Here is a 26,134-nt window from a genome sequence, read left to right on the forward strand (position 1 = left end):
ACCCGCTGGTACTACCCCCCGAAGTATCGGAGCTTTCGCAGCCAGGGCCAATGTGAGCACCCCACGCAACCTTGTGAAATGGTTCTCAGGTGCGCCTGCATCCCCTCTCGATAGCCGCCCTGGCCTGCGCCATCATCCTCCCCCCGTTCGGCATCCTGATGGGCCACATAGCCTGGTCCCAGTGCCGCCGCGACCACCGCCCCGGCGCCGGCCTGGCCTTGGCCGCCATGATCGTCGGCTACACGGAGCTACTGATCTTCTGCGGCGTCCCAATCGTCATGGCCGGTTTCTAGAACGTCTTCCACGACCGCGCCCAGCGCCGGACGCCGAGCACGCATCCACGGACGCCGCCACAGCGCCCACCCACGGCCGCGAGCACGTCAGGGGGTTTAGAGGGCACACATCCCCCCGGCCCCCCGGAAGAGAAGGTTTTTGAAGCCCTCAGCCGGAGGACGACACAGCCTCCCAAGGCGCCCGAGCCGAGAACTCCTTCCCAGCCGGACAAACCCCCCGATAATCGCACCACGAACACTGAGCCCCAGCCGCCGTCGGGAACTCCGTGGACTCCTCCGCGGCAACGATGTCCGCCGCCGTCTCCTCAGCCCGCCGCAGGTGCCGCGCCAGCGACTCGTCGGTGTGCTCGAACGCCGCCACGCTCCCGGTCGGCAGGTGGTGCAGCTCCACCCGCCGGCAGGCCTTCCGGAACTGCCGGGCGGCGGCGATGGCATACAACGCCAGGGCCCGCGACCCACGGGCATCGTCTTCCGACGGCCGCCAGCGACCGGTCTTGTAGTCGACGATCACGAGCTCGTCGCCGCGCTGGTCGATCCGGTCCACCCGCCCCGACAGCGCCAGCGTCTCGGTCCGGGTCGCCACCGTCCGCTCCACCCCGAGCGGCTCCTCGTGCGGGTCGAGCCCGTCCACGTAGGACTCCAGCCACGCTAGGGCCCGCCGGTAGACCTCCCGCTCCTGCTCCTCGTCCCGGTAGCCCTCGCGGACCCAGGTCGCCTTGAGCAGCTTGGGCAGGGCCGCCGTCGTGCGCCGCTCGGGCTCCAGCGCATACCAGTTCTTCAGGGCGGTGTGCACCGAGGCGCCGAGGGAGTTGTGCGCCCACGGCGGCCCCTTCGGCGGGGCCGGGCGGTCGACGTAGGTGAATCGGTAGCGGCGCGGACAGTCCTCGTAGCTGCCGAGCTTGCTGGGCGTGCAGGTGAACAGCCGCCGCGGTGTTGCGAATAGTCCCAACTGCTCCACGCTCAGCATCCTGCCACCGGGGTACGACAAAACCGCATTCAGTGAGGTGAGTGCAGGTACGTGGTGACGAAGGCGCCGATCGCGTCGGCGAGCAGCTGCACGGCGATCGCGGCGACCAGCAGGCCGGCGATGCGCGTGACGACCTCGATGCCGCTCGGCCGCAGGATGCGCACCAGGACGCCGGAGAAGCGCAGCACGAGGTACACGATGATCATCACGGCGAGGATGCCGACGGCGACGGCGAGGTACCCCGAGAAATGGTCCGCCCGCCGCACGAACAGCATCGTGGCCACGATCGCGCCCGGGCCGGCCAGCAGCGGCGTGCCCAGCGGCACCAGCGCGACGTTCGTGGTGACCTGGTCGCGCGGGTCGTTCGTCTTGCCGGTCAGCAGCTCCAGCGCGACGAGGAGCAGCAGCAGGCCGCCGGCGCCCTGCAGCGCCGGCAGGTCGATGTGCAGGTAGCTCAGGATCTGCCGGCCCACCACCGCGAACGCCACCACCACGCCGCAGGCCAGGGCCACCGCCTGCAGGGCCGCCCGGTGGCGGTGCCGGCGCTCCATCTGGCCGGTGAGCGCGAGGAAGATCGGCACCGCGCCCGGCGGGTCCAAAATGACCAACAGTGTCACGAACACTTCCCCGAACAGCTTCAAATCCACGACCGGATTGTCGTGGCCGCCCTATATCGAGCGGAAACCAGGGTCTTGACGCCATCGATCACTGGCCCCTAATTTGCCTGGAGAACAGCAAACTTTCCTAACAGATGGAGAGTGTTATATGGGCAAACGCAGAGTCCTGGCCGGGCTCGCGGCCGCGCTCGCGGCCACGTCGCTGGCCCTCGCGCCAGGTACCGCGGCGGGCGCCCACGGCGCCCCGCATCAGGACCAGTTCAAGCGCGTCGGGTACTTCATCCAGTGGGGCATCTACGGCCGTCAGTACTACGTCAAGAACCTCGAGACGAGCGGGCAGGCCGCCCGGCTGACGCACATCAACTACGCCTTCGGCAACGTCGACGCCACCGGCAAGTGCGCCTCCGCCGACCCCTGGGCCGACTACCAGCGCCCGGTCTCGGCCGAGGAGAGCGTCGACGGCGTCGCCGACGCGCCGGGTCAGGCCCTCAACGGCAACTTCAACCAGCTCCGCAAGCTCAAGCTCATGCACCCCGGCCTCAAGGTCCTCCTGTCGCTGGGCGGCTGGACCCTCTCGGCCAACTTCTCCAACGCCGCGCTGACCGACGCGTCGCGCAAGGCCCTGGTGCAGTCCTGCATCGACACGTTCATGTCGACCGGCGTCTTCGACGGCTTCGACTTCGACTGGGAGTGGCCGGGCTCCGAGGGCAACCCCGGCAACGTGATCCGCCCGGAGGACAAGCAGAACTTCACGCTGCTCGTCGCCGAGTTCCGCAAGCAGCTGGGCAAGAACGCGACGCTGACCGCGTTCCTCCCGGCCGCCCCCGCCAAGATCGACGCCGGCTTCGAGGCGAACAAGATCTTCAAGTACCTCGACTTCGGCTCGGTGCAGGGCTATGACTTCCACGGCACGTGGGAGACGACGACCAACCAGCAGTCCGCGCTGTTCGTACCGCGCAACAACCCGACCAACCCGGACTTCAGCGGCGCCACCTCGCTGAAGGCCTGGACCGACCGTGGCGCGCCCAAGAAGCAGCTCGTGCTCGGCGTGCCCTACTACGGGCAGGGCTGGACCGGCGTCACCAACGCCAACCACGGCCTGTTCCAGCCGGCGACCGGCCCGGCGGCCGGCACCTGGGGCCCCGGCACCGAGGACTACAAGGTCCTCGCGACGCTGCCGCAGCAGGGCTACAAGGTGTACCACGACGTGCTGTCCGGCCACGCCTGGCTGTTCAACGGCACGACGTTCTGGACCTTCGACGACCCGGTCGTCGTGGCCCAGAAGGGCCTGTTCGTGCGCCTGTCCGGCTACGGCGGCGCGATGATCTGGTCGCTCGACGGTGACGACGCCAACGGCACCCTGACCAAGACGATCTACACGACTCTGCACTAAGAGCCGTGCACTAACGACGATCGCGTGGGCGACCCACGAACAGCTCGATCCCGTCGAGCACGCGCTGCAGCCCGAAGGCGAAGGCGCGCTGTGGGTCGCCCGCGCCGTACTCCTCGCCGGCGGCCGCCCCGATCCGCGCCGCGGTCGGGAACCGCGCCGGGTCGAGCACCTCGCCCAGCAGCGGCGCCCAGTCGGCCCACCACTGCGCGTCGCTGCGCCCCGTGCGCTGCTCGGCCTGGCCGGCCAGCACCGCGGCCCGCACCGCGCCGGTGACGTAGTCCAGCAGCAGGCCCAGCAGCTGGTCGGTGGCCACGTCGGGCACTCCGGCCCCCTCGAAGGCCCGCAGCTCGAAGTCGTACTTCGCGATGGCGTTCGGCCCCAGCACCGGCCGGCTGGTGGCCACCTGCAGCAGCCATGGGTGCGCCCGGTACAGCCGCCAGTTGCACTCGGCGACCTCCTGCAGCCGCTCCCGCAGCGTCGCGCCCGAGTGCTCGTCGAGGACCGCCTCGCCGCACACCGCGTCGACCATGACGTCGAGCAGCTCGGCCTTGCTGGGCACGTACGTGTACAACGACATGGCCGTGACGCCCAGCCGTTCGGCGACCCGGCGCATCGAGACGGCCGCGAGGCCCTCGGCGTCGGCCAGCTCGACGGCGACGGCGACGATCCCCGGCACCGTGAACTTGGGCCGCGGCCCGCGCCGGGAGACCGAGGTCGGCACCCGCCCCCACAGCAGGTCGATACTGCGGCGGGGGTCGCCGGCGCCGCTGTACTCCGTGGTCACTCCACCACGCCGCTTCCGCTCCCGGCGGCAACGATGCGCTCCAGCGTCTCCGGCGCGGTCGTGCACGCGCCGAGCCGGACGGTCTTGTTGGTGCCGTGGTAGTCGCTGCTGCCGGTGGTGACGAGGCCGAGCCGGGCCGCCAGCTGCCGCACGTGCGCCCGCTCGTCGGGGCTGTGGTCGGTGTGGTCGGCCTCCAGCCCGAAGAGCCCCGCGGCCGCCATCTCGGCGATGAGCGCGTCGGGCACGATCGGTCCGCGCACGCTGGCGCGTGGATGGGCGAAGACCGGCACCCCGCCGGCGCCGAGCACCAGGCGCAGCGCGAGGAAGACGTCGAGGTCGTCCTTCGGCACCCGGTAGCGCCGGCCCAGCCACTGCGGCTCGAACGCCTCCGACACCGTGCCGACGAGGCCCCGGCGGATGAGCGCCTGGGCGAGGTGCGGCCGGCCGACGGTCCCGCCCGCCGCGTCCTGCAGGACCTCGTCCCAGGTGACGTCGATGCCGTCGGCGTACATCATCTCGACCATCCGCTCGGCCCGCGTCTCCCGCGACAGCCGCACCCGCGCCAGCTCCGTGGACAGCGCGGCGTCGGACGGGTCGAACAGATACGCCAGCAGGTGCAGCGAGATCGGCCACGCGCCGCCGTGCCACCGGCACGACAGCTCGGCGCCCGGCACCAGGGTGAGCCCGGCCGGGCGGGCGGCGATCGCGACCGGCCAGCCCGCCGTGGTGTCGTGATCGGTCAGGGCGACGACGTCGAGCCCGGCCGCGGCCGCCTCCGCCACCAGCTCCGCCGGGGTCGAGGTGCCGTCGCTGGCGGTGGAGTGGGCGTGAAGATCGATCCGCACGCCCACCAGCCTATAGAGGCGCCGCCCGCGCTACTGGCCGTCGAGCAGTTCGATGAGGACGACCTGGTCGCTCTCCGGCGCCTGGTCGTCGTCCAGCGGATCGTACTCCGTGGTCTTCGCCGTCGGGTTGAGCTTGAGGAACTTCTTGCCGTTGTCGACCACGAACGTCGTCGCGTTGAGCCAGACGGTCTTGGCGGTCACCGAGAGGCTCCACAGCTTCGCCTTGGTGCCGGTGAACACCGTGGTGAGGTCGAGGATCGCGACCGACTTGTAGCCATCGACCGGGTAGGCGAGCCAGTGGCCGTCGGGGGAGATGCGCCCGCCGGCCTTGGCCGCCACCGGCAGGCCGCAGATCTTGCTCTTGATCGTGAACGGCTGGTCGAACTGCAGCTGGGCCAGGCACATCGGGGTGTCGGCGGAGGCCGCCTTCACCTCGGCGTAGACGCCGCTGTTGTCGGCCGTGCCACCGAAGACGCGAACCACCGTCTTGTCCCACGACGGGTTGTACCCCCGGTCGGTGTGCCAGACGTCGAAGCCCCGGCTCTCGCTGCTGATCACGAGGTTGTCCCCGACGAACGTGACCGGCTGGGTGTCCTGCGGCACGTCGGTGGAGGTCTGCTTGGTGATCTTCTTGTTGTCGTCCTTCTTGTTGCCGGCGCCGCCGTCGCCGCTGTTGCGGGAGCCGACGTTCATCTGCCCCTGCGCGGCCCACGCCACCGTCTTGCCGTCCTTGGCCACCGCGATGTTGCTCGCGTCGTCGACGAGCACCTGCTGCTGATCGCTGTTGTCCTGCAGGACCAGCTGCTTGTCGCCGTCGGGCTGGGTGTTGATCACCAGGTAGCCGTCCTTGGCCTGGTAGGCCGCGGTGACCGTGCTCGCCGCCGGCAGCTGGAAGCGCACGCGGGTGGCGACCTGATTGCTGGGCCCGATCGCCTCGACCTCGCGCGTGCCGCCCGGCGCGGTCGGCGTGACGGACGCCCGCCCAGCGGACGGGCGCTGCGCGGTGCTGGGCCGCTGGGAGCCCTCGGCCGACGTGCCACCGACGGCGCCCCCGGCCGTCAGCGTGTGCATGACGGCCACGGAGGCCGTGGCCACGGCGACGAACCCGGACAGCCCGGTGACCGCCAGGCGCCGCCGTCGGCGCACCCGGGCGGCGCCCAGCAGGGCGGCGTCGGCGACCCCGTGCAAGGACGCGAGCGGCCCTGACGGGACGTCGCCCGCCTTGGCCGCGAACGTCTCGCGGAGTTCGTCTTCCAGCATCGTCGTCACGTCCCCAGTCAGACTTCCACCGGCTCTTCGACCGGCTCTTCCACCAAGGTCTCCGCGGGTAGAAGCGCCTCAACCTCGTCGAAAGGTTGTTCGGGCTCCTCAACTGAGGCGATTTCCTCAGCCACGGGCGGGACGCCGGGCGGACGGGCGGGCTCGGTGGGCTGCTGCTGCTGGGTGCGTGTGGCGGGGCGGACACCCTCGGCGCTGAGCTTGTCGCGCAGCGTCGCCAGGGCGCGGGAGGTCTGGCTCTTGACGGTGCCGACGGACACGCCGAGCAGGCGGGCGGTCTCGGCCTCGGACTGGTCCTCGTAGTACCGCAGGACGAGCACGGCCCGCTGCCGGTTGGGCAGGGCGCGCACGTGCCGCCACATGGCGTCGCGCTCGAGGCTCTCCTCGAGCTGGTCGGCGGCCGCGCTCTCGGGCAGCACCTCGGTCGGGCGCTCGCCGTGCCAGCGGCGCCGCCACCAGCTGGTCGAGGTGTTCACGAGGACCCGCCGGGCGTAGGGCTCGACGGCCTCGATGTGCCCGAGCCGCTTCCACGCCAGGAAGGTCTTGGTCAGCGCGATCTGGAGCAGGTCCTCCGCGGTCGCCCAGTCGCCGGCGAGGAGGTAGGCGGTCCGCAGGAGCGCCTTGGAGCGAAGCGCGACGAACTCACGGAAGTCTTCCTCACGGAACCCTGCGTCGTCCGGCACCGGCCGCCCCTCCCCCTCCGCCCACGTACGAAGACGCAACGAACGGGTGCTGGGGTTGCATCCCCCCGGCGATTCTCAGCGAACTCTCAGGTGCCGTCGTCGTCGCCGCTGGCGGCTCGCCCGAGGCGGGCCTCCACGGCCTCCGGCTCGTACATCTCCTCGACGATGCGCAGGTAAAGCTCATTGGGGTTGGGCAGGTTGCGGATATTGCGCAGCGCCTGATCCTGACCCGCGGACTCGAGCTCGAAATGGCCGTAGCCGAACATGCGGCCCGTCAATGACTGCACGTATTTCATGTCGGTGACCCGCAGCAGCGGCATCATTGCGACATTGCGGGTAAAGATCCCCGAGACGACCATCACCCGCTTGTTGGTGAGGATGAAGCGGTCGTACCACCAGTCCGCGACCCGCCAGGCGCACCAGAGGATCACCAACGCCCAGATGATCAGCACGGCGGTGCGCAGCTGTGTCTGGTTGTGCTTGGTCAGCCAGCCCGCGATATAGCCCATCGCGATCGTCGCGAAAATCGCGATCAGGCCCTCTTTCGCCAGCTGAATCCAGTGCCGCTTCCATTCACCGCGGAATTTCTCCGTCGGGAACAAATAGCGCGCCGCGTGCCGGCTGGCCTCGTCCTCCAGGGGCGCCACGCGGCTGCCGGGCGGCACCGACGGTCCGGTGTCGCCGCCCTGGAGCCGGGCGAACTCGTCCTGCGAGAACGTGGGCGGTGCGTCGCCATACTGCCGGCCGGAACCGCCGCGCGCGTAGGCACCGTCGGTGAGCGGGTCGGCATAGGCGTCGGAGACGAAATCGTCGCCGTCCGCGCTGTAATCCGCCGACGCCGAGTAGGCGCCGGCCTCACCGGGCGCATCGAAGGGGTCCGAGAGCGGCTCGGGTCGTGCCTCGGGTCGGGCGCGTGGAATCGGCTCCGTGTCCCGGTCCTGGTTTCGACGGGCGTTCGGGTCGTCCTCGGGAGGCTCGGCGCCGGTGGACATCGACGTCAGGCAACCAGGCTAGAGAAGAAGTCGCCAAACCCGGTGGCGATGTCCATGATGCCCCCGCCGATGGACTTGAACACCTCGGCGGCCGACTGCGGCCGATATGCCACGAAGAAGATGAGGAAGGCAATGCTTCCCCAGGTGAGGACCTTCTTGACCATTGCCGTCAATCCCCTCCCCGAGGCGTTGCGAACCAACGTCCCGGCGAACTCAGCGTATCAGCTGCGCGGCTCAGGGTGCAGTTGCGCCGCGCCGAGCATCGACTCGGAGCTTGATCCTAGTCGCGGCTGTCTACGCCTTGCCGAGAAGATAGGGCGACGGCGCGCCGTACACGAGTTGGGGTGGCACGACATCGGAAAGATCGTGCAGGTCAAGCCCTTCTTCGAGGAGATATCCGGCCGCGGCGGGCCACGTGATGACATAGATCCACATTCCGGCCGCCTCGCCGATGTACGCGCACCGGTCCTCGGGCGATTTCGCCATCCACAGCGGGGTCGGCCAGCCGGAGGTCCGGACCTTTGCATGCGCGGTGGTGGTGGCGAGGTCCCCGTCGAAGAACGGCCCCGGATCGGTCCCCGGGATGCCGGCGAAGCGGGTGCCGAGCCCGATGCCGGGCTCCTCGGCGACGATCACGCAGTCGGCCGGCCCGTGCTCGACGGGCCCCGGCCCGCTGCAGGCCACCACGGTCGCGCGGACCCCGGAGCGCTCGTCGCCGACCCAGCCGACCCCGGTCACCGTCCAGCCGGTGGGCAGCGGCCACGGACACCACAGCGGCGTCGGCCGCTTGGTCCCGGCCCGCTGCGCGGCCGCGATCAGCCGGCTTCTCGCCGCGTCGACGATCTCGGGCCCGATGTGTTGCGCGACGTGCAGCGGCAGCACCGCGCCGTCACCGTCGCATCGCCACTCGGAGTGCATGAGGTCCGGCGGTCGCACCGGACCACCACAGCGGGGACAGCTGACTGCGACGCCCATATACCCACCGTAAGGCCGGTCAGGGGTTTGCGACCCCGTACTGACGGATCCAGGTATGCATGGCGATGCCGCTGGCCACGCCCGCGTTGATCGACCGGGTCGATCCGAACTGCGCGATCGAGTACACCGCGCTGCACGCCAGCCGGGCCTCCTCCGACAGGCCGGGCCCCTCCTGGCCGAAGAGCAGCACGCAGCGCTCCGGCAGGACGGCCCGCTCCAGCGGCCGCGCCCCCGGCAGGTTGTCGATCCCGATCAGCGACAGGTCCCGCTCCCGCGTCCACGCGAGGAAGCCCTCCACGTCCGGGTGGTGCCGCACGTGCTGGTAGCGGTCGGTGACCATGGCCCCGCGCCGGTTCCACCGCCGCCGCCCGACGATGTGCACCTCGGCGGCCAGGAACGCGTTCGCATTGCGAACCACCGTGCCGATGTTGAGGTCGTGCCGCCAGTTCTCGATCGCCACGTGGAACGGGTGCCGCCGCGTGTCGAGGTCGGCGACGATCGCCTCGAGCCGCCAGTAGCGGTAGCGGTCCACGACGTTTCGCCGGTCGCCGTCCGCGAGCAGCTGCGGGTCGTAGTGTGGCGCGGCGGGCCACGGACCCTCCCAGGGCCCGACCCCGACCTCGAGGTCCGTATCCGGTTCCATTTCCCCGCGACGGTACCTCAAGAGTCTCGTTCGATCCCGGCGGTATTTCACCCCGTATTTCCCCAGCGCCGCTCGCGGCCTCCCACAGCCGGCTTCTGGGCTTTTCCCGGCTCAGCTCTCGGCGGCGCGGGCGAAGAACCGGATAAGTTGGGCGCTCCGCGCCATGACTTATCCGACATTTCACGATTTTCTGCGCCGAGCCTGCTTTGTCGGAACTTCTGGAGCAGGGTTGGAGGCCGGCCGGGTGAGAAGGTTTGCTCAGCCCACCCGACCGGCGCTCGTCGGCGCCGCGCCCTCCGCTCAGCGGTGCAGGGCGCGCGCCAGCTCTCGGGCGATCCCGTTGACGAAGCGCCGCTCCGCCAGTGGGACCTCCACGCCGCCGAGCCGGATCCGCCCGGCCTGCCAGGCGGTCCGCCCGACGCTCGACGCGATGTCGATCAGCCACTCGCCGTAGGCGAGCGCGATGTCGGACCCGAGGCGCTCGGCCAGCAGCCGCGCCGCGTACCCGCAGTCGGCGAGCACCGTGGCCGGCGAGACGGCCTCGGCGTCGATGTCGTTGTCGGTGAGCTGCTCGGCGAAGATGGCCGCGACCACCCCGCGCACGAGCAGCGCTCGGGAACGCTGCCCCGCGGCGATGGCCTCGACCCCGGCGACGGCGTCCACCCGGTCGTCACCGGCGCAGGCCGCGACGAGCACGGTGCGGGGCAGCCGGACGAGCAGATCCCACTCCCGCCGCCGCAGCGGCAGGTCGAGCGCCACGGCCGGACGGCCGGACGGGCCGGATGCGGGCTGGCTCGGCATAGCAACCTCCCACTGCCGAGCGTATGCCGAAAAATCCGCCGATTACGGGTTTTCTCCCGCGCCTGACACGCCTTTTTGACCTTGGCCGTCCGGTTGCGTCGACCTTGGCCGTCCGGGCTCGGTCGCGGCCTTGGTCACTCGGCCCTGGACCCGCGCCGATCCGGCCGTGCGGGGCTGCTCCGCGCGGAAACCTGGCATCCGCCCGATGGCTCAGGCCTCGGTCGCGGTCGGCGTGCTCGCCGCCGGGGGAGCGGTGGCCGGGGGCTCCGGCTCCTCCGCGTGGAAACCCCGCATCCGCCCGATGCCTCAGGCCTCGGTGGCGGCCGGCGTGCTCGCCGCCGGGGAAGCCGTGGCCGGGCGCTCCGGCTCCTCGTCCGCGCTCCCGCGCCGGAGCCGCTTCAGCCAGCGGATCGGGGTCACCTTCTCCAGCGGCAGGAAGGCGGCCATCGCGATCTGGTGCGGGACGAAGGAGATCGTGATGAGGCTGAAGGTCAACAGGTGGAAGAGGTAGAAGCCGGCGACGATGAGGTACCGATGACGGGGCTTCAGGAAGAAAACGATCGGGCTGAACAGCTCGAAGCCCACGATGCCGAACTGCGAGACCGTCGTGAACCCGGGAATCTTGAGCAGCCACTGGGCCAGCAAGGTCCCGCGCCGGATGAACGACCTTGTCAGCGTCGCCCCGGTGAGCCACTCCAGGCCGCCGTAGCGCAGCTTGGCGATCGAGGCGAGGAAGTAGGTGCAGATCACCGCGATCTGGGTGGCGCGCAGGGCGAAGCCGCCGGCCTCGGACGGGGTCTGGTCGCCGTGGCGCGCGCGGCCGGCGGTGGGCAGGACGGCGAGGGCGACCAGGATGGCGTACCGATCATGGTCGATCTTGCCGTAGCTCATCGCGATGATCATCCACTCGAAGTAGAGGGCGAACACCGTCCAGCCGAGCAGGCGATGGGCGCGGCCGGTCGCGGCCAGCAGCGACAGCGCAATGAGCGCGTAGTAGATCGAGTCGACGATCAGGTGGGTCGGCGTCGGCAGGTGCAGCAGGCGGCCCACGACCAGCGGCTGGTAGAGGTTGCCGGGCAGGTTGCCGTGGCTCTTGATCCAGGCGCTGAAGAAGACCAGATCGAGCGGGACGAAGAGGTACACCAGCGTCCGGAACGCCGCGATCCGCGCCTTCGGCACGGGGGAGAACAGCCAGGTCACGGGCGGTACCTCGCGAGCACGACCTCGGTGATCTCGCCGGTCGGCTGTGCGTGGCGCAGGTGGTGCTGCACCTCGACGATGTCGACCTCGACGAGCGGGGGCTTGCCGGGGTTGCGGGCGGCGTACGACTCCTGGACCGAGTGCAGCAGGGACGGGTCGGCCTTGAAGCGCTCGATCTGCGCCTCGATCTCGGCCCGGCGCACCCCGGCGTTGCGCTCGTTGAGCTCCATCCGCCGCCCCGTGTTGTCGATGCCGTCGGTGCGCAGCACCAGCACCGGCTCGTCGGGCTTGTCGGCGGTGGAGAACATGCGGAAGGGCGCGAACGGGAACACCGTGTCGTCGCCCCAAAATGTCCCCGCGAGGGTGAGGGCGCCGAAGAGCAGCGTCGCCGCGACCCGCAGCACACGCCCCCGAGTGCTCAACCGTTCCATCGGCGCCAGACTTTACCGTACGGCAAACACATCACTCTCCGTAGTGAGAGGCCCATCACAATGCGTAGTGGACACGCTCAATTACCCGATTGTGTGACGCGCGTCTCTATACGGAGCGTTGCGATTGGGCGGGCTGCGGTACCAAGATACTCACCACAGAGCGTGGGCGGCGGGCTGCCAGGGAGAGCCCCGCCGCTCACTGCGTTTTGTCACACTTGCCCGCCTCCTCTATCGATTCGCCGGTCACGGCCTGCATGCTCCCAAACACATGACAGAGCTGTCAGAGCTGTTCACGAGGAGTGCGAGATGCAGTTCGGCCGATACTTCGAGGAGTTCGAGATCGGTGCCGTCTACCGGCACTGGCCCGGCAAGACGGTCACCGAGTCCGACGACCACCTCTTCTGCCTGCTGACCATGAACCACCACCCACTTCACCTCGACGCGCACTACGCGGAGACGTCGACGCACTTCAAGCGCAACGTGGTGGTCGGCAACTACGTGTACTCCATCCTGCTCGGCATGTCGGTCCCCGACGTGTCCGGCAAGGCCATCGCCAACCTCGAGGTCGAGTCGCTGCGCCACACCGCACCGACCTTCCACGGCGACACCATCTACGGCGAGACTGTCGTGCTGGACAAGCGCGAGTCGGAGTCGAAGGAAGACCGCGGTGTCGTGACCGTGGAGACCAAGGGCTACAAGCAGGACGGCACCCTCGTCTGCGTGTTCAAGCGCCGGGTGATGGTGCCGAAGAAGTCGCACGCGGGCCCGGAGGCGCCCAGCTTCCCGGAGCCGAAGTCGTAGGAGCGTCAAGGAGGACGGCGTGGGTTTGCTCCGCAGGCTGCTGGGGCGGGAACAGGCGTGGGTCGAGCGCTGGGCTGTCTACCCTGGCGAGGTCGGCGGCCGGCTCGCGATGTACAACATCGATCTCGGCGCGGTCGAGGCCGCCCCGGTGGCAAGGTTCCCGCAGCGCTACGACGTCGAGTTCGCCTACTCCGGCGACGGCGCGAGCGGCATGCCGGCGGCCGCGGAGCTGACCGCGATCCACGCCCTCGACGAGGCGGTACGCCAGGTCCTCCGCTCCGCCGGCGGCGCCGTGGTGGGCCGTGTCCTCTCCGACAACGCGGGCCGCATCACCGGTTATCTCCCTCCCGACGCCACCCCACCCCCGTTGGCCTCGATCGACGGCCTCGCTCCCACGACCGCCGTCAACTCCGACCCCGGCTGGACGAGGGTCCGCGAGGAGCTCACCCCCGATGCCTGGCAGCGCAACATCATGGACGACAACCAGGTCGTCCAGGAGCTCGAGGCCCACGGCGACCGCCTGAGCGCCCCGCGCGCCGTGGAGTTCCTCGCCTACTTCCCTGACCCGGACCGAGCAGAACTGTCGGCGCAAGATCTCCGCGAGGACGGCTTCGCCGTAACGGTGGAGCGCGGCGACGAGGGCGATTTCGTCCTACAGGCCATCCGCCGCGACTCGGTGGAGCCCCCCGCCCTGCACGAGGTCACCTGGAAGGTCCGCGGCATCGTAGAGAGCCACGACGGCATCTACGACGGCTGGGGCTGCATGGTCCAGACCTGACCCGTCACAGGGCGCAACGGCCCGCTACTCTCCGGTGACCTCGACGACTATTTGAAGATCGGACTTTTTCGAGTCCTGTAGCGTAGAAGGAGATCGGACGCCCGCCGCTCGCGGCATCACGAGTGCTCTATCGCGGCGTCGCCCGTGCGTACCAACGACATCGCCTTGCCCGGCCTGCTCGCCGCGCCACGAGCCCACGCGCGTCGCGCCCGCGCCCTGCGCGCGTTGCACGCGGCACCCGCGGCGCGTTACGCCGGGTCGGCCGTGCCGGCCCGGATGGTGCGCCGCCCTGGGTTGCGCAACGGTTGCCTGGGTTGCGTGCCCGGGTCGCGCATTGCCCGGGTCGCGCATTGCCCGGGTCGCGCATTGCCTGGGTCGCGCATTGCTTGGGCCGCGCATTGCTTGGGCCGCGTGCCCGGCTCGCTCGGTGCCTGGGCCGCCCGTTGGCCGGGTCGCGTGTGTGGGTGCGCGCTGACTGGGTCTCGTGTCGGCCTAGTCACGTGCTTCGGCGATGCGAACGGTGCGTGCCGGGCGAAGCCGCAGGGCCCGTATGTCGCGGCGCCGCAGGCTCGTCAGAGCAGCGTCAGCTGCTCGCCGACGACCTGCACGTTCCGCCGAGCCGCCGCGGACCCTTCGGCCGGTCGGGCCTTCTCGGCCGGCCCGGAAGTCCCGGCCGACTTGGAGGCCGCGGCCGTCCGTGACGCCTCCGGCCCAGACGCCGGCGGTGCCGACGAGGGCGACAGGTCGAGTTCGGACGGACCGAGCTGCGACGGGTCGGAGGGACGCGAATCGGGGGACGACGGATCGGAGGAGAGCGCGCGAGTCGAGCCGGTGCCGCCGAGGTGCAGGCCGTGGCGGCGGGCGGCCAGGCGGACGCGGGCGGCGATCTCGCGCTGGTAGGACTGCGGGGCGTAGGAGCCGCGCGCGTAGAGGTCGCGGTAGAGGGGGAGCAGCGCCGGGTGCTCGCGGGTCAGCCAGGTGCGGTACCACTGCCGGGCGCCGTGGCGGAGGTGGAGCACGATCGGGACGATGCTGGTCGCGCCCGCTGCCGACAAGGCCGCGACGGTGGCGTCGATCGACGAGTCGTCGTCGGTCAGTCCGGGCAGGATCGGGGCCATCAGGACGCCGACCGGGAAGCCGGCGTCGCTCAGGCGGCGGATGGCGTCCAGGCGGCGGCGTGGGCTGGGGGTGCCGGGTTCCACCGAGCGCCACAGCGTCTCGTCGACGAAGCCGATCGACATCGACAGGCCTACCGATGTCACCGCGGCGGCCTGGCGGAGCAGGTCCAGGTCGCGCAGGATCAGGGTGCCCTTCGTCAGGATCGAGAACGGGTTGGCGTGGTCGCGCAGGGCGGCCAGGATGTCGGGCATCAGGCGGTAGCGGCCCTCGGCGCGCTGGTAGCAGTCGACGTTGGTGCCCATGGCGAGGTGGGCGCCGGGCCAGCTGCGGGCGGAGAGCTCGCGGCGGAGGACCTCGGCGGCGTTGACCTTCACGACGATCTGGGAGTCGAAGTCGTGGCCGGGGTCGAGCTCCAGGTAGGTGTGGGTGTGGCGGGCGAAGCAGTTGTGGCTGACCACGCCGTTGGCGATGAAGTCGCCGGTGCCCGTTGTGATGTCGTACATGGGCAGGGTGATGCCGAGATCGTCCACGGCGGTCACGCGCAGGGTTTCGTCGCCGCGCACCAGGTCGCCGGCGATGCCGGGGGACAGGGCGGGGCGAGTTGCGCCGAACATCAGGGCGAAGCGGACGCGCTCGCGGACGCCGCCGAGCACGCGGACGCCGTTCCCGCCGAGGGAGGCGGTAGCCCCGTAAAAATCAGAAAAATCGGAAATGTTCGAAAAATCAGACACGTGACGAAACATTGAGGTCGTGCACGGGTCGTCGATCGTCGTTGCGAAGCCCAAGGCGGACAGGGACTCCACCAGGCAGTCGAGCACCGCCTTGTCGGAGGGCGCGAAGAACGGGAGACCGGCCGAAAGGGAGCCCGCCGCGTCGAAGAGGCCGGCCACGAAGCCCAGGCGCCACGAACGGGACGGGTGGTCCGGCCAGTCGAGCACGGCGCTGGCGTCGCGGACGCTGGCGCCGGCGAACTCGCGGTCCGTCGAGCCGGGAGCTGTGGTCAGGGCGTGCAGGCCGCCGAAGGACTCGGCGTAGTCGTGTGCGCGCTGCAAGGCCGCCGGTGGGACCGGGGACGCGTGGCCGTCGCCGTTGACGAAGCCGCACAAGTAGCCGCGGCGATAGTCGGGGGAGGACAGCGGCGGCGGCGCGGGGAGGGCGCCGATGCCGGCCAGGCGGTTCGCCGTCGTGAGGTGGGGGCGGCGGCTGCGGCCGTGGCGCGCGCCGGTCACGTGCTTCCAGCCGCGGTCGGTCAGGAAGCGGTGCTCGCCCGACGCGACCAGCGTCGTGCCGTCGGCGAGCGTGATGCGGTGGGCGGGCTTCGACGTGGACCAGTGCGCGAGGACCTTGGTGGTCGTGTAGCGGCGCTGGCGGCCGTCGCGGACGGTGCCGATGATCTCGTCGCCCACGCGCAGGTCGGCCAAGGGGCGTGTGGTGCCGTCGGCCATCAGGATGGCCGTGTCGCCGGTCAGGCAGTAGACGCAGGCGTGTGTGCAGCCGCGATACGGGTTCAGCGTCCACTCGAAGGGGACCCGCGCGCCGCCGGAGACGCGGTTGATGAGGGACTTCGCGCGGATCTCGTAGAAGGTGACGCCGCGGAACTCGGGGGTGTCGAAGGTGCGCACGACGGCGCCGGGCAGCGCGAGCGGTAGCGCCCGCGGCTGCCCGGTGTCACCGGTGCCAGGACCGCCAGTCGCCTTCAGGTTGTCCCATCGCACGCACCCATTCGAACACGCGTACGAACCAAAGACAAGGCGACCCGCGGACCGTTACGCCGTCTGAGCCTTCGCCTGGGCCTCGGCCTCGGCGACCTTCGCGCGGATCTCGGCCATATCGAGGTCGCGAGCCTGCTGGATCAGGGACTCGAGGGCCTGCTGCGGCAGCGCGCCGGGCTCGGAGTACAGGGCCACGCCGTCGCGGACGATCATGAGGGTCGGGATCGACCGGATGTTGAACTCGGCCGCGAGGGCCTGCTGCGCCTCGGTGTCGACCTTGCCGAACACGATGTCCGGGTTGGCGTCGGAGACCCGCTCGTAGACCGGCGCGAACATCCGGCACGGGCCGCACCATTCCGCCCAGAAGTCCACCAGGGTGATGCCATCACCCTGGACCTTCTCGGCGAAGTTCTCCGCGGTCAGCTCTACGGTTGCCATGCTTTTCAGCTCCGATCGTTCATGGCGTCGTATCGTGTATGCACCGTCATAACCACATACCCCTTACCGGCATTCCCAACCGGTGTCGGGGCTCACCCTCTCGCATGCACCCATGTGCGCGATGATGGATGGGTGGAACGCCCGACCTTCGTGTTCGACGGTGACTGCGCCTTCTGTTCATCATGCGCCCGGTTCATCGAGCGCCGCATCCGGCCCGACGCCGAGGTCCTGGCCTGGCAGTTCGCCGACCTCGACGCGCTGGGGCTGACCGAGGAGCAGGTGAGCTCGGCGGTGTACTACGTGGCGCCCGGCCGTGCGACCGGCGGCCCGGTGGCGATCGCCGACCTGCTCCAGCGGGCGCGGCAGCCGTGGCGCCTCGCCGGCGCCGTCCTCGGGTTGCGGCCGATCTCCGCGCTGGCCTGGCCGGTGTACCGCTGGGTGGCCCGCAACCGCCACCGCATGCCCGGCGGCACGGCGGCGTGTGCGCTGCCGCCCAACCATCCCGCACGAGCCGCGTAGACGTGCAACTTTCAGTGCCCGACCTGCGGCGATAGCCGCGAAGAGAGCGCTTCCCTCGTAAGCCGGTGCGACGGCGGGTTCAATCCGACCAGCCGCCGCAGGGAGGGAAGTCGATGCCCAAAAGCAGAATCGCGATACTGAGCGCCGTCGTGGCCGCCGCCGCCGCGCTCGTCGTGGCGATACAGCAGCCCGCCGCACACGCGGCGCCCGCGTTCAACTACGCCGAGGCGCTGCAGAAGTCGATCTGGTTCTACGAGGCGCAGCAGTCGGGGCCGAAGCCGTCCTGGAACCGCGTCGGCTGGCGCGGCAACTCCGCCATGAACGACGGCTCGGACGTCGGGGTGAACCTCACTGGCGGCTGGTTCGACGCCGGCGACCACGTCAAGTTCGGGTTCCCGATGGCGTTCTCCACCACGATGCTGGCGTGGGGCGCGGTGGAGTACCGCGCCGCCTACACCAACTCGGGCCAGCTGACGAACCTGGTCAACAACCTCAAGTTCGTCAACGACTACTTCATCAGGGCCCACCCGAGCGCCAACGTCCTCTACGGCCAGGTCGGCAACGGCAACGCCGACCATGCCTGGTGGGGTCCGGCCGAGGTGATGCCGATGGCGCGCCCGGCGTACAAGATCGATGCCACCTGTGGCGGCTCGGACCTGGCCGGCGAGACCGCCGCCGCGATGGCCGCCTCCTCGATCGTGATCCGCCCGACGGACCCGACTTACGCCGACACCCTCGTCACGCACGCGAAGCAGCTGTACTCCTTCGCCGATGCGGTCCGCAAGAAGTACACGGACTGCATCACCGATGCCGCGAGCTACTACAACTCGTGGAGCGGCTACAACGACGAGCTCGTCTGGGGCGCGATCTGGCTGTACCGCGCCACGAACGACGCCTCGTACCTGGCCAAGGCCGAGGCCGGCTACGACAACCTCAGCAACGAGAACCAGACGACGACGAAGTCCTACCGCTGGACGATCGCCTGGGACGACAAGTCGTACGGCTGCTACGTCCTGCTGGCCAAGCTCACCGGCAAGCAGCGCTACATCGACGACGCCAACCGCTGGCTGGACTACTGGACCGTCGGCGTCAACGGCCAGAAGGTGCCCACGTCGCCCGGCGGGGAGGCTGTCCTCGACAGCTGGGGTTCGCTGCGGTACGCCGCCAACACCTCCTTCGTCGCGTTCGTCTACAGCGACTACCTCACGGACGCGACCCGCAAGGCGCGGTACCACGACTTCGGCGTCCGCCAGATCAACTACATCCTCGGCGACAACCCGCGCAGCTCGAGTTACATGATCGGCTTCGGGGCCAACCCGCCGAAGAACCCGCACCACCGCACCGCGCACGGCTCGTGGACGGACAACATCCAGGAACCGGCGCAGTCCCGGCACACGCTCTACGGCGCGCTCGTCGGCGGCCCGTCGTCGCCGAACGACGCCTACACCGACAGCCGCCAGGACTACGTGATGAACGAGGTCGCCACCGACTACAACGCCGGGTTCACCAGCGCGCTGGCCCGCATGTACAGCGAGTTCGGCGGCACGGCCCTGACCAACTTCCCGGTCGCGGAGAGCCCGGACGGGCCGGAGATGTACATCGAGTCCTCGATCAACGCATCCGGCCCGGGCTTCACCGAGGTCAAGGCGCTGGTCTACAACAAGTCGGCGTGGCCGGCCCGGGCGCTGACCCAGGGCTCGTTCCGCTACTACTTCACCCTCGACGGCACCACCACCCCGAGCCAGATCACGCTGTCCAGCGCCTACAACCAGTGCTCGGCGCCGACCGGGCCGACCCTGGTGTCCGGCAGCACCTACTACGTCACCGTGAGCTGTGCCGGGCAGACGATCGCGCCCGCCGGGCAGTCCGCGTGGCGGCGCGAGGTGCAGTTCCGCATCACCTCGGCCGGCACCTGGGACCCGTCCAACGACTGGTCGCTGCCGGGCGGCACGACCCAGGCCGCGAACAGCCGCATGACGCTGTTCGACGGCTCGACCAAGGTGTGGGGCGACGCGCCGGGCAGCGGCCCGGTCGACTCCACGCCGCCGAGCACGCCGGGGAAGCCCTCGTTCACCAACGTCACCGCGACCGGGGTCACCGCGACCTGGACGGCGTCGACGGACAACGTGGCGGTGGCGAGCTACAACGTGTACTCCGGCAGCACCCTGGTCGGCACGAGCGCGACGAACTCGCTGGCGATCTCCGGGCTGACCCCGTCGACCGCGTACTCGTTCACCGTCGTCGCGCTCGACACCTCCGGCAACGCCTCGGCCGCCTCGGCCGCCGGCACCGTCACCACGTCGGCGCAGACCGGGGACGTGACGCCGCCGAGCAAGCCCGGCACGCCGGTCGCCTCGGCGATCACCTCCAGCGGCGTCACGCTCTCGTGGGCCGCGTCGACGGACACGGTCGGCGTCACGGGGTACGACGTGCTGCGCCTCGGCGGCACCGCCGGCCCGGTGGTCGTGGCCACCGCGACCGGCACGTCGGCGAACGTCACGGGGCTCAGCGCGAGCACGGCGTACCAGTTCGCGGTGCGGGCCAAGGACGCCGCCGGGAACCTCTCGGTGCTGTCCGACCCGGTGTCGGTGACCACGACCGGCGGCTCGACGACGCCGTCGTGCTCGGCGACGTACAAGGTCACCAACCAGTGGGGCGACGGCTTCAACGGTGAGGTGACGGTGACCAACAACGGCGCCTCGGCCATCGCCGGCTGGACGGTGACGTTCACGTTCCCGGGCAACCAGAAGGTGACCAACGGCTGGTCGGGCGTGTGGAGCCAGACGGGCGCGGCGGTGACGGTGAAGAACGCCGACTGGAACGGCTCGCTCGCGCCGTCGGCCTCGGTGGCCCCCGGCTTCGGCGCCAGCTACTCGGGCGCCAACACGGCACCGGCCACGGTGACCTGCACGGCCCGCTGAGCCTGCGGCGCAGACGGCGGACCAGGCGCACGTCGCCTGGTCCGCCAGACGCGGCGAATCGCGACATAGGTGATAGACACGGTGACATCCGAAATATCGGTACCCCGCGTAACAGGCGTTACCGTAACGGCTGTTCCGGCCGGTGGGCGCGGGCAGCGGCCGGGCCCCGGGTCAGTCACGCAGGCCGAGGCGCTCCATCGCGCGCTTGCGGGCCGGCGACTCGATCCACTCCACCGGCACCGCCCGCAGCAGCCGGCCGAGGACGAAGCTGTTCACCGCGGTCAGGCCGTCGGCGCCGGGCAGGGGCGGCAGCCCGTAGAGCCGGCGCGCCCACGACGGCAGCAGCCCGATCGCCAGCGCCGAGATGCCCAGCGACGCGCCGCGGACCGGGGTGAGCCCCAGGCCGTAGGGCAGCGGCGGCACCGTCAGGAACACGCCGGTCGCCGCCGAGTCGACGGTGAGCTCCAGCGACGGCTGCATCGCGGCGTAGTACTCCACGACCTCGGCCACCGACGCCGGCACCGTGGCCGGGTCCAGCCCGACGAGCGCGGCCGTGCGGGTCTGCTCCGCGTAGTAGGCGTCGGCCTCCGCCGTGGTGAGCCGCAGCCCGCCCCGGCGCACCGCGGTCAGGAACGACTCCACCTCGGTGACGTGCACCCAGCGCAGCAGCTCCGGGTCGTCGATGCGGAAGCGCTCTCCGGTGCGCCGGTCGACGGCGGTCATCCGGGCGTGCAGGGCGCGGACCCGCCGGCCGGCGCGCTCCGCCTCCTCGGTGGTGCCGTAGATCACGGTGGTCACGTACGTCGAGGTGCGGGCCAGCCGGCCCCAGGGGTCCTTGCGGTAGCGGCTGTTCTGCTCGACGCCGGCCACCGCCCGCGGGTGCAGGGCCTGCAGGTAGAGGCTGCGCAGCCCGCCGACGGAGACGAACGGCTCACGGTGCACGCGCCAGGTGATCGAGTCCGGGCCGAACAGCCCAACGTCGGTCACTGCAGGTCTTGGTCGCGTTTGGCCTGGCAGGCCGGGCACAGGCCCCAGAATGTGACCTCGGCCTCGTCCAGGATGAAGCCGTGCGCCTGCGACGGGGTCAGGCAGGGCGCGTCGCCGACCGCGCAGTCGACGTCGGCGATCTCGCCGCAGCCCCGGCAGACCACGTGGTGGTGGTTGTCGCCGACCCGCGACTCGTACCGCGCCGGGCTGCCGGCCGGCTCGATCCGGCGGGCCAGCCCGGCCCGGGACAGCGCGTTGAGCACGTCATACACCGCCTGGGTCGAGACCGTGTCCAGGCGCTGGCGCACCCGGGCCGCGATCTGCTCGACGTCGAGATGGCCGCGGGACTGCTCGAGGACCTCCAGCACGGCCAGCCGGGGTCGCGTGACTCGCAGACCCCGGGCGCGCAGCAGATCTTCACCCGACACGCTTCCATCAGACCACGCAGGCTGGAACCGTTCAAATGTTTCCGGACTCTTGAACCTTGGATCTTTTGGACGGGTACGCACCCCCGGGGGAGGATCGCAACCGAAAAGGAGGCACCGTGTTCGATCGTGTCCTAGGCATCCCGGCACACCCGCTGTACATCCACGCGGCGGTGGTGCTGGTGCCCCTGCTGGCGCTGACCGCGGTGCTGTACGCGGTCTGGCCGGCAAGCCGTCGGCACATTCGCTGGCCGCTCGTGGTGTTCGCGCTGGCCGCCCCGGGAGCCGTGTTCTTCGCGAAGGAGTCCGGCGAGCAGTTCAGCGCCAACCGCGCGTTCCAGTCGCCGGACATGAAGAAGCTGATCACGGACCACGAGGGCTACGCCGACAAGCTGTTCTGGTTCATCCTCGGCCTGGCCGTGGTGGCGCTGATCATGGCGTTCATGATCGCGGCCAAGGGCGGGCGCGCGCAGATCAAGGCGCCGTCGGCGGCGCATTGGGTCGCGTCCGGGCTCGCGGTGGTGCTGGCGGTCGTGTCGGGCTACTACGTGTACAAGACCGGTGACTCCGGCGCCCACATGGTCTGGTCCGGGTTCTAGAAGAGCACCCGGCCGCAGAGGATCAGCAGCAGGACGAGCGCGACGGCCCCGGCGAAGATGCCCATGCCCTTGGTCAGGATCGTCGCGGCCTGTTCCTCGCGCTCGATCCGCTCGACGTCCTGCGCCGGCAGGCGGCGCGGCGGAGCCGGGTTCTCGACCACGGGGGGTCGCCAGCCGGGCGGTGGCGGGGTGCTGCGTGGCGCACCGGTGTAGGGGACGCTCGGCGGGGCGGCGGGCGCGGGAGGGGGCGCCTCGGCGCCCTCCGCCGGGCGCCGCCAGTACGCGTCGTCGCTCACAGCACTGAGATTACCCACCTGACCCGCTCACCCTTGGCTCGGTAAGCGGGTCAGGCGCCGTGTGAGCGGCTCAGTCGAGGTTGAGCTCGCGCAGCTCGGCCAGCGACATCGGGCGGGTGGAGTCGGGGTCCTGCTGGTCCAGGCGCTGGGTCTCCTGGTCGTCCGCGGGCGCCTCGCCGAGGGGGAGGTCCGGCGCCGTCTCCGGGGTGGGTTGTGTCATGCCGCCGAGTGTGACCGGTGTACCGCAGAGGCGACTGTCGTCATTCGGCCACTTTCTCGCAAACTGCCAGGAGTAGTCTCGCTGCCGTGGCAGGTACGAACGGGTGGGCTCCCACCGATGAACAGCGTGAAGTGTCCTTCGAGGACTTCGCAGACGAGCTGGTCGTGCTCCCGGACCACACGACCGACGACACGGACGCGGGGTGGGGCGAGCGCGCGTCGACCAACGACGACCGGCTGCTCTCCGACCGCCCGCCGCACTGGGACTGATCTCACACACATGTCAAAAAGCGCCCGGTCTCCCGGGCGCTTTTTCGTGTGATCCAGGCCTCAGGCCGCGGGCGTCGAGCTCGTCGTGGCCGGCTTCGAGTCGGTCTTGGTCTCGCTCTTGGTCTCCGTCTTCGTCGACTCGCTCTTCGTCTCCGTCTTGGTGGACGACGAGCTCGACGACTTCGCGGCGGAGCGCGAGTCGGTGCGATAGAAGCCGGAGCCCTTGAACACCACGCCCACCGCCGAGAACTGCTTGCGCAGCCGGCCCTGGCACTCGGGGCAGACGGTCAGCGCGTCGTCGGTGAACGACTGGACAGCTTCCAGCTGGTGGCCGCACTCCGTGCAGGCGTACTGGTAGGTCGGCACCGCTCAGCCTCCATCATTGGCACTCCGATACTTCGAGTGCCAATGTTGCGTCATTGAGCACCCCTTCGTCCAGTGGACGTGCGCGGTTTCATAACGCTCCGCGCTCGCCTCGATCGCGCCGCAGACGTGCTGGTCGTGCGGCTCGGAGGGGACGTCGGCCAGGAATTCCCCGGGGTACAGCAGAACGACCGTCGGCGCCTCCACCCTTTGCAGTACCCGGTCGTAGGAGCCGCCGCCCTGCCCCAGCCGTGTCCCGTCAGGCGAGACGGCCAGCCCGGGCAGCAGGACGAGATCGGCGCCGGCGACCGCCTCGCGGCCCAGCCGCGGGCCGGTCGGCTGGAGCAGGCCGAAGCGGCCGGGCGCGAACGAACCGTCGTGCTCGGCCCAGTCCAGGTCGTTGTCGTCCAGCAGGACGGGCAGCAGGAGGCGCTCGGCCGCCCCGGCGAGGGCCGGCACCAGCTCCCCGCCGCCGGGCTCCCCGGCCAGCGGCACGTAGGCGGACACGGTGCGGGCGCCGGCCTGACGTACCAGATCGGAGGCTGCGGCGGCCAGGGAGCGGTCCGCGGTCGTCCGTTCGAGGTCCGGCATGGCGCGGCGCACGGAGCGGATATGCGCTCTGAGCTCGGATTTGGGGGACACCCTTGGTGGGACCACTCGATTCCTCCTGAATTTGTGACAGCATCGCATCAACCGATGTGTTGGAGGACGGGACGTGACGCTGCGTGCGCGGCTCACCGCCGCCTTTCTCGCGGTCGTCCTCGGGCCGGTCCTGCTCGGCGCGGTGTTCGTCGGGATCGCCGTGGCGGCCGTGAGCGACCAGCGTGCCTCCGAGCGGCTCGAGTCCGGCGCCGAGAACCTGCGCGCCGCCCTCGCCCTCACCTGCCAGCGGCTTCGGCTGGCCGCCGAGACCGCGGCGCTGCCGGGCGAGCGGCCCGACGCGGCGCAGGCGGCGATCTCCCGTGGCCTGGCCCGCGCGGTCGAGGTGACCCGGGCCGACGGGACCGTGCTCACCTCCGCGGGCGACCTGCCGGCCCGGCCGTGGGCCGACTGCGCGGCGCCCACCACCTCGGTGTTCGCGGCCGTGTCCGCCTCCGTCGACGTCCTCGACGCGCAAGGGCGGCGGGTCGGGTGGTCCTACGCGGTCGAGCCCGTCGACGCCGACCTGCTCGGCTGGCTCGCCTCGGCCAGCGGCGTGCGGATCAACTCCCTCGCCGGCGGCGCGCAGCCCACCGCCGAGGATGCCGGCCTCGTCGCCCTGGCCCGCGCCCTGGTGCCCGGCGCGACCGGCACGACCGACGACGGGCGGCTGGTGCGCCGGCTCGACCCGCAGCCGGGCCAGCCGCTCACCCTGGCCATCAGCGTGCCCGCGCCCGACACGCAGGGACTCTATGGGGTGCTCGTGGCCGTCGTGGTCTGCGCCGGGCTGGTCGCGATCAGCGTCGCCTGGTGGCTGGCCCGCTCCACGACGCAGCCGCTGACCGAGCTCGCGCAGGCGGTCGAGCGCGTCGCCGCGGGCGATCTCGGGGCGCGGGTGCCGGTGCGCAGCCAGGACGAGGTCGGGCGGCTCGGGCAGACGTTCAACCGCATGACGCGGGAGATGCAGGGGTACGTCCAGGCGCTCACGGCCAGCCGGGACCAGCTGCGCGGCCAGCTCGGCGTGCTCGGCGACACCCTGGCGGGCACACACGACCTCGACCGCATCCTGCAGGTGATCCTGCAGACGGCGACCGCCGCGACCGGGGCACAGGCCGGGGTGGTGCTCATGGTCGACCAGGCCGGCTCGGAGCTGCGCGGGCAGGTCGGCGAGGGCCGGCTCGCGATGCCGGGCGGCGCCGACGTCGCCGACCTGCGCCTGCCGGCCGGCGAGGGCCTGCTCGGCATGGTCGCCGCGTCCGGCGAGCCGATGCGCGGGCGCGTCGAGCGCGACGGGCCGGTCCTCTCGCCGCTCGAGCCGTGCTGCGTGACGTACGTCGCGGTGCCGATCGCCGCGCCGGCCGCCGGCCCGACCACCGGGCTGGAGCCGCAGTCGGACCGCCCGCCGGCCGCCCGCGGCGTGCTAGCCCTCTACGACCGGCACGGCTTCGACGAGTTCGACGACGCCGACCTCATCACCCTGCGCACGTTCGCCGGGCAGGCCGCCGTCGCCGTCGACAACGTCCGGGTCCACGAGGAGGCCCAGCGGCTGTCGCTCACCGACCCGCTGACCGGCCTGTCCAACTACCGCTACCTGCGCGAGTCGCTGCGCCGCGAGGTCGAGCGGGCCAGCCGCTTCAGCCGGGCGCTCGCGGTGCTCGCCCTCGACCTCGACCACTTCAAGGAGGTCAACGACACCTACGGCCACCCCGCGGGCGACGCCGTGCTGGCCGAGTTCGCGCGGCGGCTGCGCGCGGAGATCCGCGAGGTCGACTTCGCGTTCCGCCAGGGCGGGGAGGAGTTCGTGGTGCTGCTGCCGGAGACCGACGCGGGCGGCGCCTCGGTGCTCGCCGAGCGGCTCGGTGCCGCCGTGCGGCGCAGCCCGGTGCTCGTCGTGTCGTCCACCGGCGGACCGCCGCCACGTCGGATTCCCGTCACGGTATCGATCGGTATCGCAGTATTTCCGTATCATGGCACGACCGGCGCGGCCGTGCTCGAGGCGGCCGATGACGCGCTGTATGCGGCGAAGGCCGGAGGTCGCGACACGTATCGCCTGGCGGCCGGTGTGATCGGCGGGAAGGCGAGTGCTGAGGTGACGCCCGGCGCGGCGAAGGCGGCGCAACCACCGCGACAGAGCCGCGGCGGCTAG

Annotated in this window: 30 protein-coding genes; 9 read left to right on the forward strand and 21 right to left on the reverse strand. The window is 70.8% G+C overall.

Annotated elements, in window-relative coordinates:
* Nucleotides 1-89 precede the first annotated feature (89 nt).
* Nucleotides 90-293, forward strand: a complete 204-nt coding sequence (locus ABD901_RS10950; RefSeq protein WP_345124031.1) for a DUF4190 domain-containing protein — start codon at nt 90-92, stop codon at nt 291-293.
* Nucleotides 294-441: 148 nt separating this feature from the next.
* Here the strand turns inward: ABD901_RS10950 and ABD901_RS10955 are convergent, their stop codons facing one another.
* Both ABD901_RS10955 and ABD901_RS10960 read right to left on the reverse strand, forming a co-directional pair.
* On the reverse strand, nt 442-1,260 hold the full coding sequence (locus ABD901_RS10955; protein WP_425556677.1) for a RecB family exonuclease: 819 nt from the start codon (nt 1,258-1,260) through the stop codon (nt 442-444).
* 29 nt (nt 1,261-1,289) lie between these two features.
* Nucleotides 1,290-1,907, reverse strand: coding sequence for a MarC family protein (locus ABD901_RS10960; protein ID WP_345124035.1), 618 nt, complete (start codon nt 1,905-1,907; stop codon nt 1,290-1,292).
* 118 nt (nt 1,908-2,025) lie between these two features.
* Between ABD901_RS10960 and ABD901_RS10965 the strand changes: the two genes are divergently transcribed.
* Complete coding sequence (locus ABD901_RS10965) at nt 2,026-3,270, forward strand: glycoside hydrolase family 18 protein (RefSeq protein ID WP_345124036.1); 1,245 nt, start codon at nt 2,026-2,028, stop codon at nt 3,268-3,270.
* A gap of 10 nt (nt 3,271-3,280) precedes the next feature.
* On the opposite strand, the gene ABD901_RS10970 is transcribed toward ABD901_RS10965, so the two are convergent.
* The 11 genes from ABD901_RS10970 to ABD901_RS11020 form a co-directional block, all read right to left on the reverse strand.
* Nucleotides 3,281-4,054 (reverse strand): TetR/AcrR family transcriptional regulator, encoded by a 774-nt coding sequence (locus ABD901_RS10970; protein ID WP_345124037.1) that lies wholly within the window; start codon nt 4,052-4,054, stop codon nt 3,281-3,283.
* Nucleotides 4,051-4,905 (reverse strand): PHP domain-containing protein, encoded by an 855-nt coding sequence (locus tag ABD901_RS10975; protein ID WP_345124038.1) that lies wholly within the window; start codon nt 4,903-4,905, stop codon nt 4,051-4,053. Before ABD901_RS10975 ends, ABD901_RS10970 begins: the two co-directional genes overlap by 4 nt.
* Before the next feature lie 24 nt (nt 4,906-4,929).
* Nucleotides 4,930-6,159 (reverse strand): hypothetical protein, encoded by a 1,230-nt coding sequence (locus ABD901_RS10980; RefSeq protein WP_345124040.1) that lies wholly within the window; start codon nt 6,157-6,159, stop codon nt 4,930-4,932.
* A gap of 17 nt (nt 6,160-6,176) precedes the next feature.
* Complete coding sequence (locus tag ABD901_RS10985) at nt 6,177-6,860, reverse strand: SigE family RNA polymerase sigma factor (protein ID WP_345124042.1); 684 nt, start codon at nt 6,858-6,860, stop codon at nt 6,177-6,179.
* Between the two features lie 86 nt (nt 6,861-6,946).
* Entirely contained in the window at nt 6,947-7,852 is a 906-nt protein-coding gene (locus ABD901_RS10990) for a PH domain-containing protein (protein WP_345124044.1), read from the reverse strand.
* 5 nt (nt 7,853-7,857) lie between these two features.
* A complete protein-coding gene (locus ABD901_RS10995) occupies nt 7,858-8,016 on the reverse strand; it encodes a hypothetical protein (protein WP_203853873.1) in 159 nt (52 codons plus the stop codon).
* A 130-nt stretch (nt 8,017-8,146) separates the two neighbouring features.
* Nucleotides 8,147-8,827: a DUF6758 family protein gene (locus ABD901_RS11000; RefSeq protein ID WP_345124046.1), complete on the reverse strand. Its 681-nt coding sequence runs from the start codon at nt 8,825-8,827 to the stop codon at nt 8,147-8,149.
* A 19-nt stretch (nt 8,828-8,846) separates the two neighbouring features.
* Complete coding sequence (locus ABD901_RS11005; RefSeq protein ID WP_345124048.1) at nt 8,847-9,470, reverse strand: TrmH family RNA methyltransferase; 624 nt, start codon at nt 9,468-9,470, stop codon at nt 8,847-8,849.
* 300 nt (nt 9,471-9,770) lie between these two features.
* The gene (locus tag ABD901_RS11010; protein ID WP_345124050.1) at nt 9,771-10,271 is read right to left on the reverse strand and encodes a hypothetical protein; all 501 of its coding nucleotides are present in this window, start codon (nt 10,269-10,271) and stop codon (nt 9,771-9,773) included.
* 306 nt (nt 10,272-10,577) lie between these two features.
* Nucleotides 10,578-11,471 (reverse strand): MFS transporter permease, encoded by an 894-nt coding sequence (locus tag ABD901_RS11015; RefSeq protein ID WP_345124052.1) that lies wholly within the window; start codon nt 11,469-11,471, stop codon nt 10,578-10,580.
* Nucleotides 11,468-11,902 carry a hypothetical protein gene (locus tag ABD901_RS11020; RefSeq protein ID WP_345124054.1) on the reverse strand — a complete coding sequence of 145 codons (435 nt, stop codon included), beginning with the start codon at nt 11,900-11,902 and terminating at the stop codon, nt 11,468-11,470. Before ABD901_RS11020 ends, ABD901_RS11015 begins: the two co-directional genes overlap by 4 nt.
* 306 nt (nt 11,903-12,208) lie before the next feature.
* Here ABD901_RS11020 and ABD901_RS11025 point away from each other — a divergent pair, with 306 nt between their 5' ends.
* Complete coding sequence (locus ABD901_RS11025; protein WP_345124056.1) at nt 12,209-12,703, forward strand: MaoC family dehydratase; 495 nt, start codon at nt 12,209-12,211, stop codon at nt 12,701-12,703.
* 19 nt (nt 12,704-12,722) lie between these two features.
* Entirely contained in the window at nt 12,723-13,481 is a 759-nt protein-coding gene (locus tag ABD901_RS11030) for a DUF695 domain-containing protein (RefSeq protein ID WP_345124058.1), read from the forward strand.
* Nucleotides 13,482-14,053: 572 nt separating this feature from the next.
* Here ABD901_RS11030 and ABD901_RS11035 read toward each other — a convergent pair.
* Entirely contained in the window at nt 14,054-16,315 is a 2,262-nt protein-coding gene (locus ABD901_RS11035) for an intein-containing Rv2578c family radical SAM protein (protein WP_425556678.1), read from the reverse strand.
* Nucleotides 16,316-16,366: 51 nt separating this feature from the next.
* Complete coding sequence (trxA, locus tag ABD901_RS11040) at nt 16,367-16,750, reverse strand: thioredoxin (protein WP_345124061.1); 384 nt, start codon at nt 16,748-16,750, stop codon at nt 16,367-16,369.
* 132 nt (nt 16,751-16,882) lie between these two features.
* Here trxA and ABD901_RS11045 point away from each other — a divergent pair, with 132 nt between their 5' ends.
* Together ABD901_RS11045 and ABD901_RS11050 are read left to right on the forward strand one after the other, a co-directional pair.
* Nucleotides 16,883-17,269 carry a thiol-disulfide oxidoreductase DCC family protein gene (locus ABD901_RS11045; RefSeq protein WP_345124063.1) on the forward strand — a complete coding sequence of 129 codons (387 nt, stop codon included), beginning with the start codon at nt 16,883-16,885 and terminating at the stop codon, nt 17,267-17,269.
* 113 nt (nt 17,270-17,382) lie between these two features.
* The gene (locus ABD901_RS11050; protein ID WP_345124065.1) at nt 17,383-20,190 is read left to right on the forward strand and encodes a glycoside hydrolase family 9 protein; all 2,808 of its coding nucleotides are present in this window, start codon (nt 17,383-17,385) and stop codon (nt 20,188-20,190) included.
* A 171-nt stretch (nt 20,191-20,361) separates the two neighbouring features.
* Here the strand turns inward: ABD901_RS11050 and ABD901_RS11055 are convergent, their stop codons facing one another.
* Nucleotides 20,362-21,177, reverse strand: coding sequence for an oxygenase MpaB family protein (locus ABD901_RS11055; RefSeq protein WP_345124067.1), 816 nt, complete (start codon nt 21,175-21,177; stop codon nt 20,362-20,364).
* A complete protein-coding gene (locus tag ABD901_RS11060) occupies nt 21,174-21,605 on the reverse strand; it encodes a Fur family transcriptional regulator (RefSeq protein ID WP_345124069.1) in 432 nt (143 codons plus the stop codon). Before ABD901_RS11060 ends, ABD901_RS11055 begins: the two co-directional genes overlap by 4 nt.
* A 116-nt stretch (nt 21,606-21,721) precedes the next feature.
* Here ABD901_RS11060 and ABD901_RS11065 point away from each other — a divergent pair, with 116 nt between their 5' ends.
* Nucleotides 21,722-22,201 carry a DUF2231 domain-containing protein gene (locus ABD901_RS11065; RefSeq protein ID WP_345124070.1) on the forward strand — a complete coding sequence of 160 codons (480 nt, stop codon included), beginning with the start codon at nt 21,722-21,724 and terminating at the stop codon, nt 22,199-22,201.
* Here ABD901_RS11065 and ABD901_RS11070 read toward each other — a convergent pair.
* Nucleotides 22,198-22,497 carry a translation initiation factor 2 gene (locus tag ABD901_RS11070; protein WP_345124071.1) on the reverse strand — a complete coding sequence of 100 codons (300 nt, stop codon included), beginning with the start codon at nt 22,495-22,497 and terminating at the stop codon, nt 22,198-22,200. The two genes, ABD901_RS11065 and ABD901_RS11070, sit on opposite strands and share 4 nt — an antisense overlap.
* A 70-nt stretch (nt 22,498-22,567) precedes the next feature.
* Nucleotides 22,568-22,717: a hypothetical protein gene (locus tag ABD901_RS11075; RefSeq protein WP_345124072.1), complete on the reverse strand. Its 150-nt coding sequence runs from the start codon at nt 22,715-22,717 to the stop codon at nt 22,568-22,570.
* A gap of 86 nt (nt 22,718-22,803) precedes the next feature.
* On the opposite strand from ABD901_RS11075, the gene ABD901_RS11080 reads away from it, so the two are divergent.
* A complete protein-coding gene (locus tag ABD901_RS11080; RefSeq protein WP_345124620.1) occupies nt 22,804-22,986 on the forward strand; it encodes a hypothetical protein in 183 nt (60 codons plus the stop codon).
* A 60-nt stretch (nt 22,987-23,046) separates the two neighbouring features.
* Here the strand turns inward: ABD901_RS11080 and ABD901_RS11085 are convergent, their stop codons facing one another.
* Both ABD901_RS11085 and ABD901_RS11090 read right to left on the reverse strand, forming a co-directional pair.
* Nucleotides 23,047-23,352, reverse strand: coding sequence for an FmdB family zinc ribbon protein (locus ABD901_RS11085; RefSeq protein WP_345124074.1), 306 nt, complete (start codon nt 23,350-23,352; stop codon nt 23,047-23,049).
* 3 nt (nt 23,353-23,355) lie between these two features.
* Nucleotides 23,356-24,039, reverse strand: coding sequence for a 5-formyltetrahydrofolate cyclo-ligase (locus ABD901_RS11090; protein ID WP_345124076.1), 684 nt, complete (start codon nt 24,037-24,039; stop codon nt 23,356-23,358).
* Between the two features lie 25 nt (nt 24,040-24,064).
* On the opposite strand from ABD901_RS11090, the gene ABD901_RS11095 reads away from it, so the two are divergent.
* Nucleotides 24,065-26,134, forward strand: a complete 2,070-nt coding sequence (locus ABD901_RS11095; RefSeq protein WP_345124078.1) for a diguanylate cyclase — start codon at nt 24,065-24,067, stop codon at nt 26,132-26,134.

It is taken from the genome of Dactylosporangium darangshiense (genome assembly GCF_039537565.1).
GTDB classification, from domain to species: domain Bacteria; phylum Actinomycetota; class Actinomycetes; order Mycobacteriales; family Micromonosporaceae; genus Dactylosporangium; species Dactylosporangium darangshiense.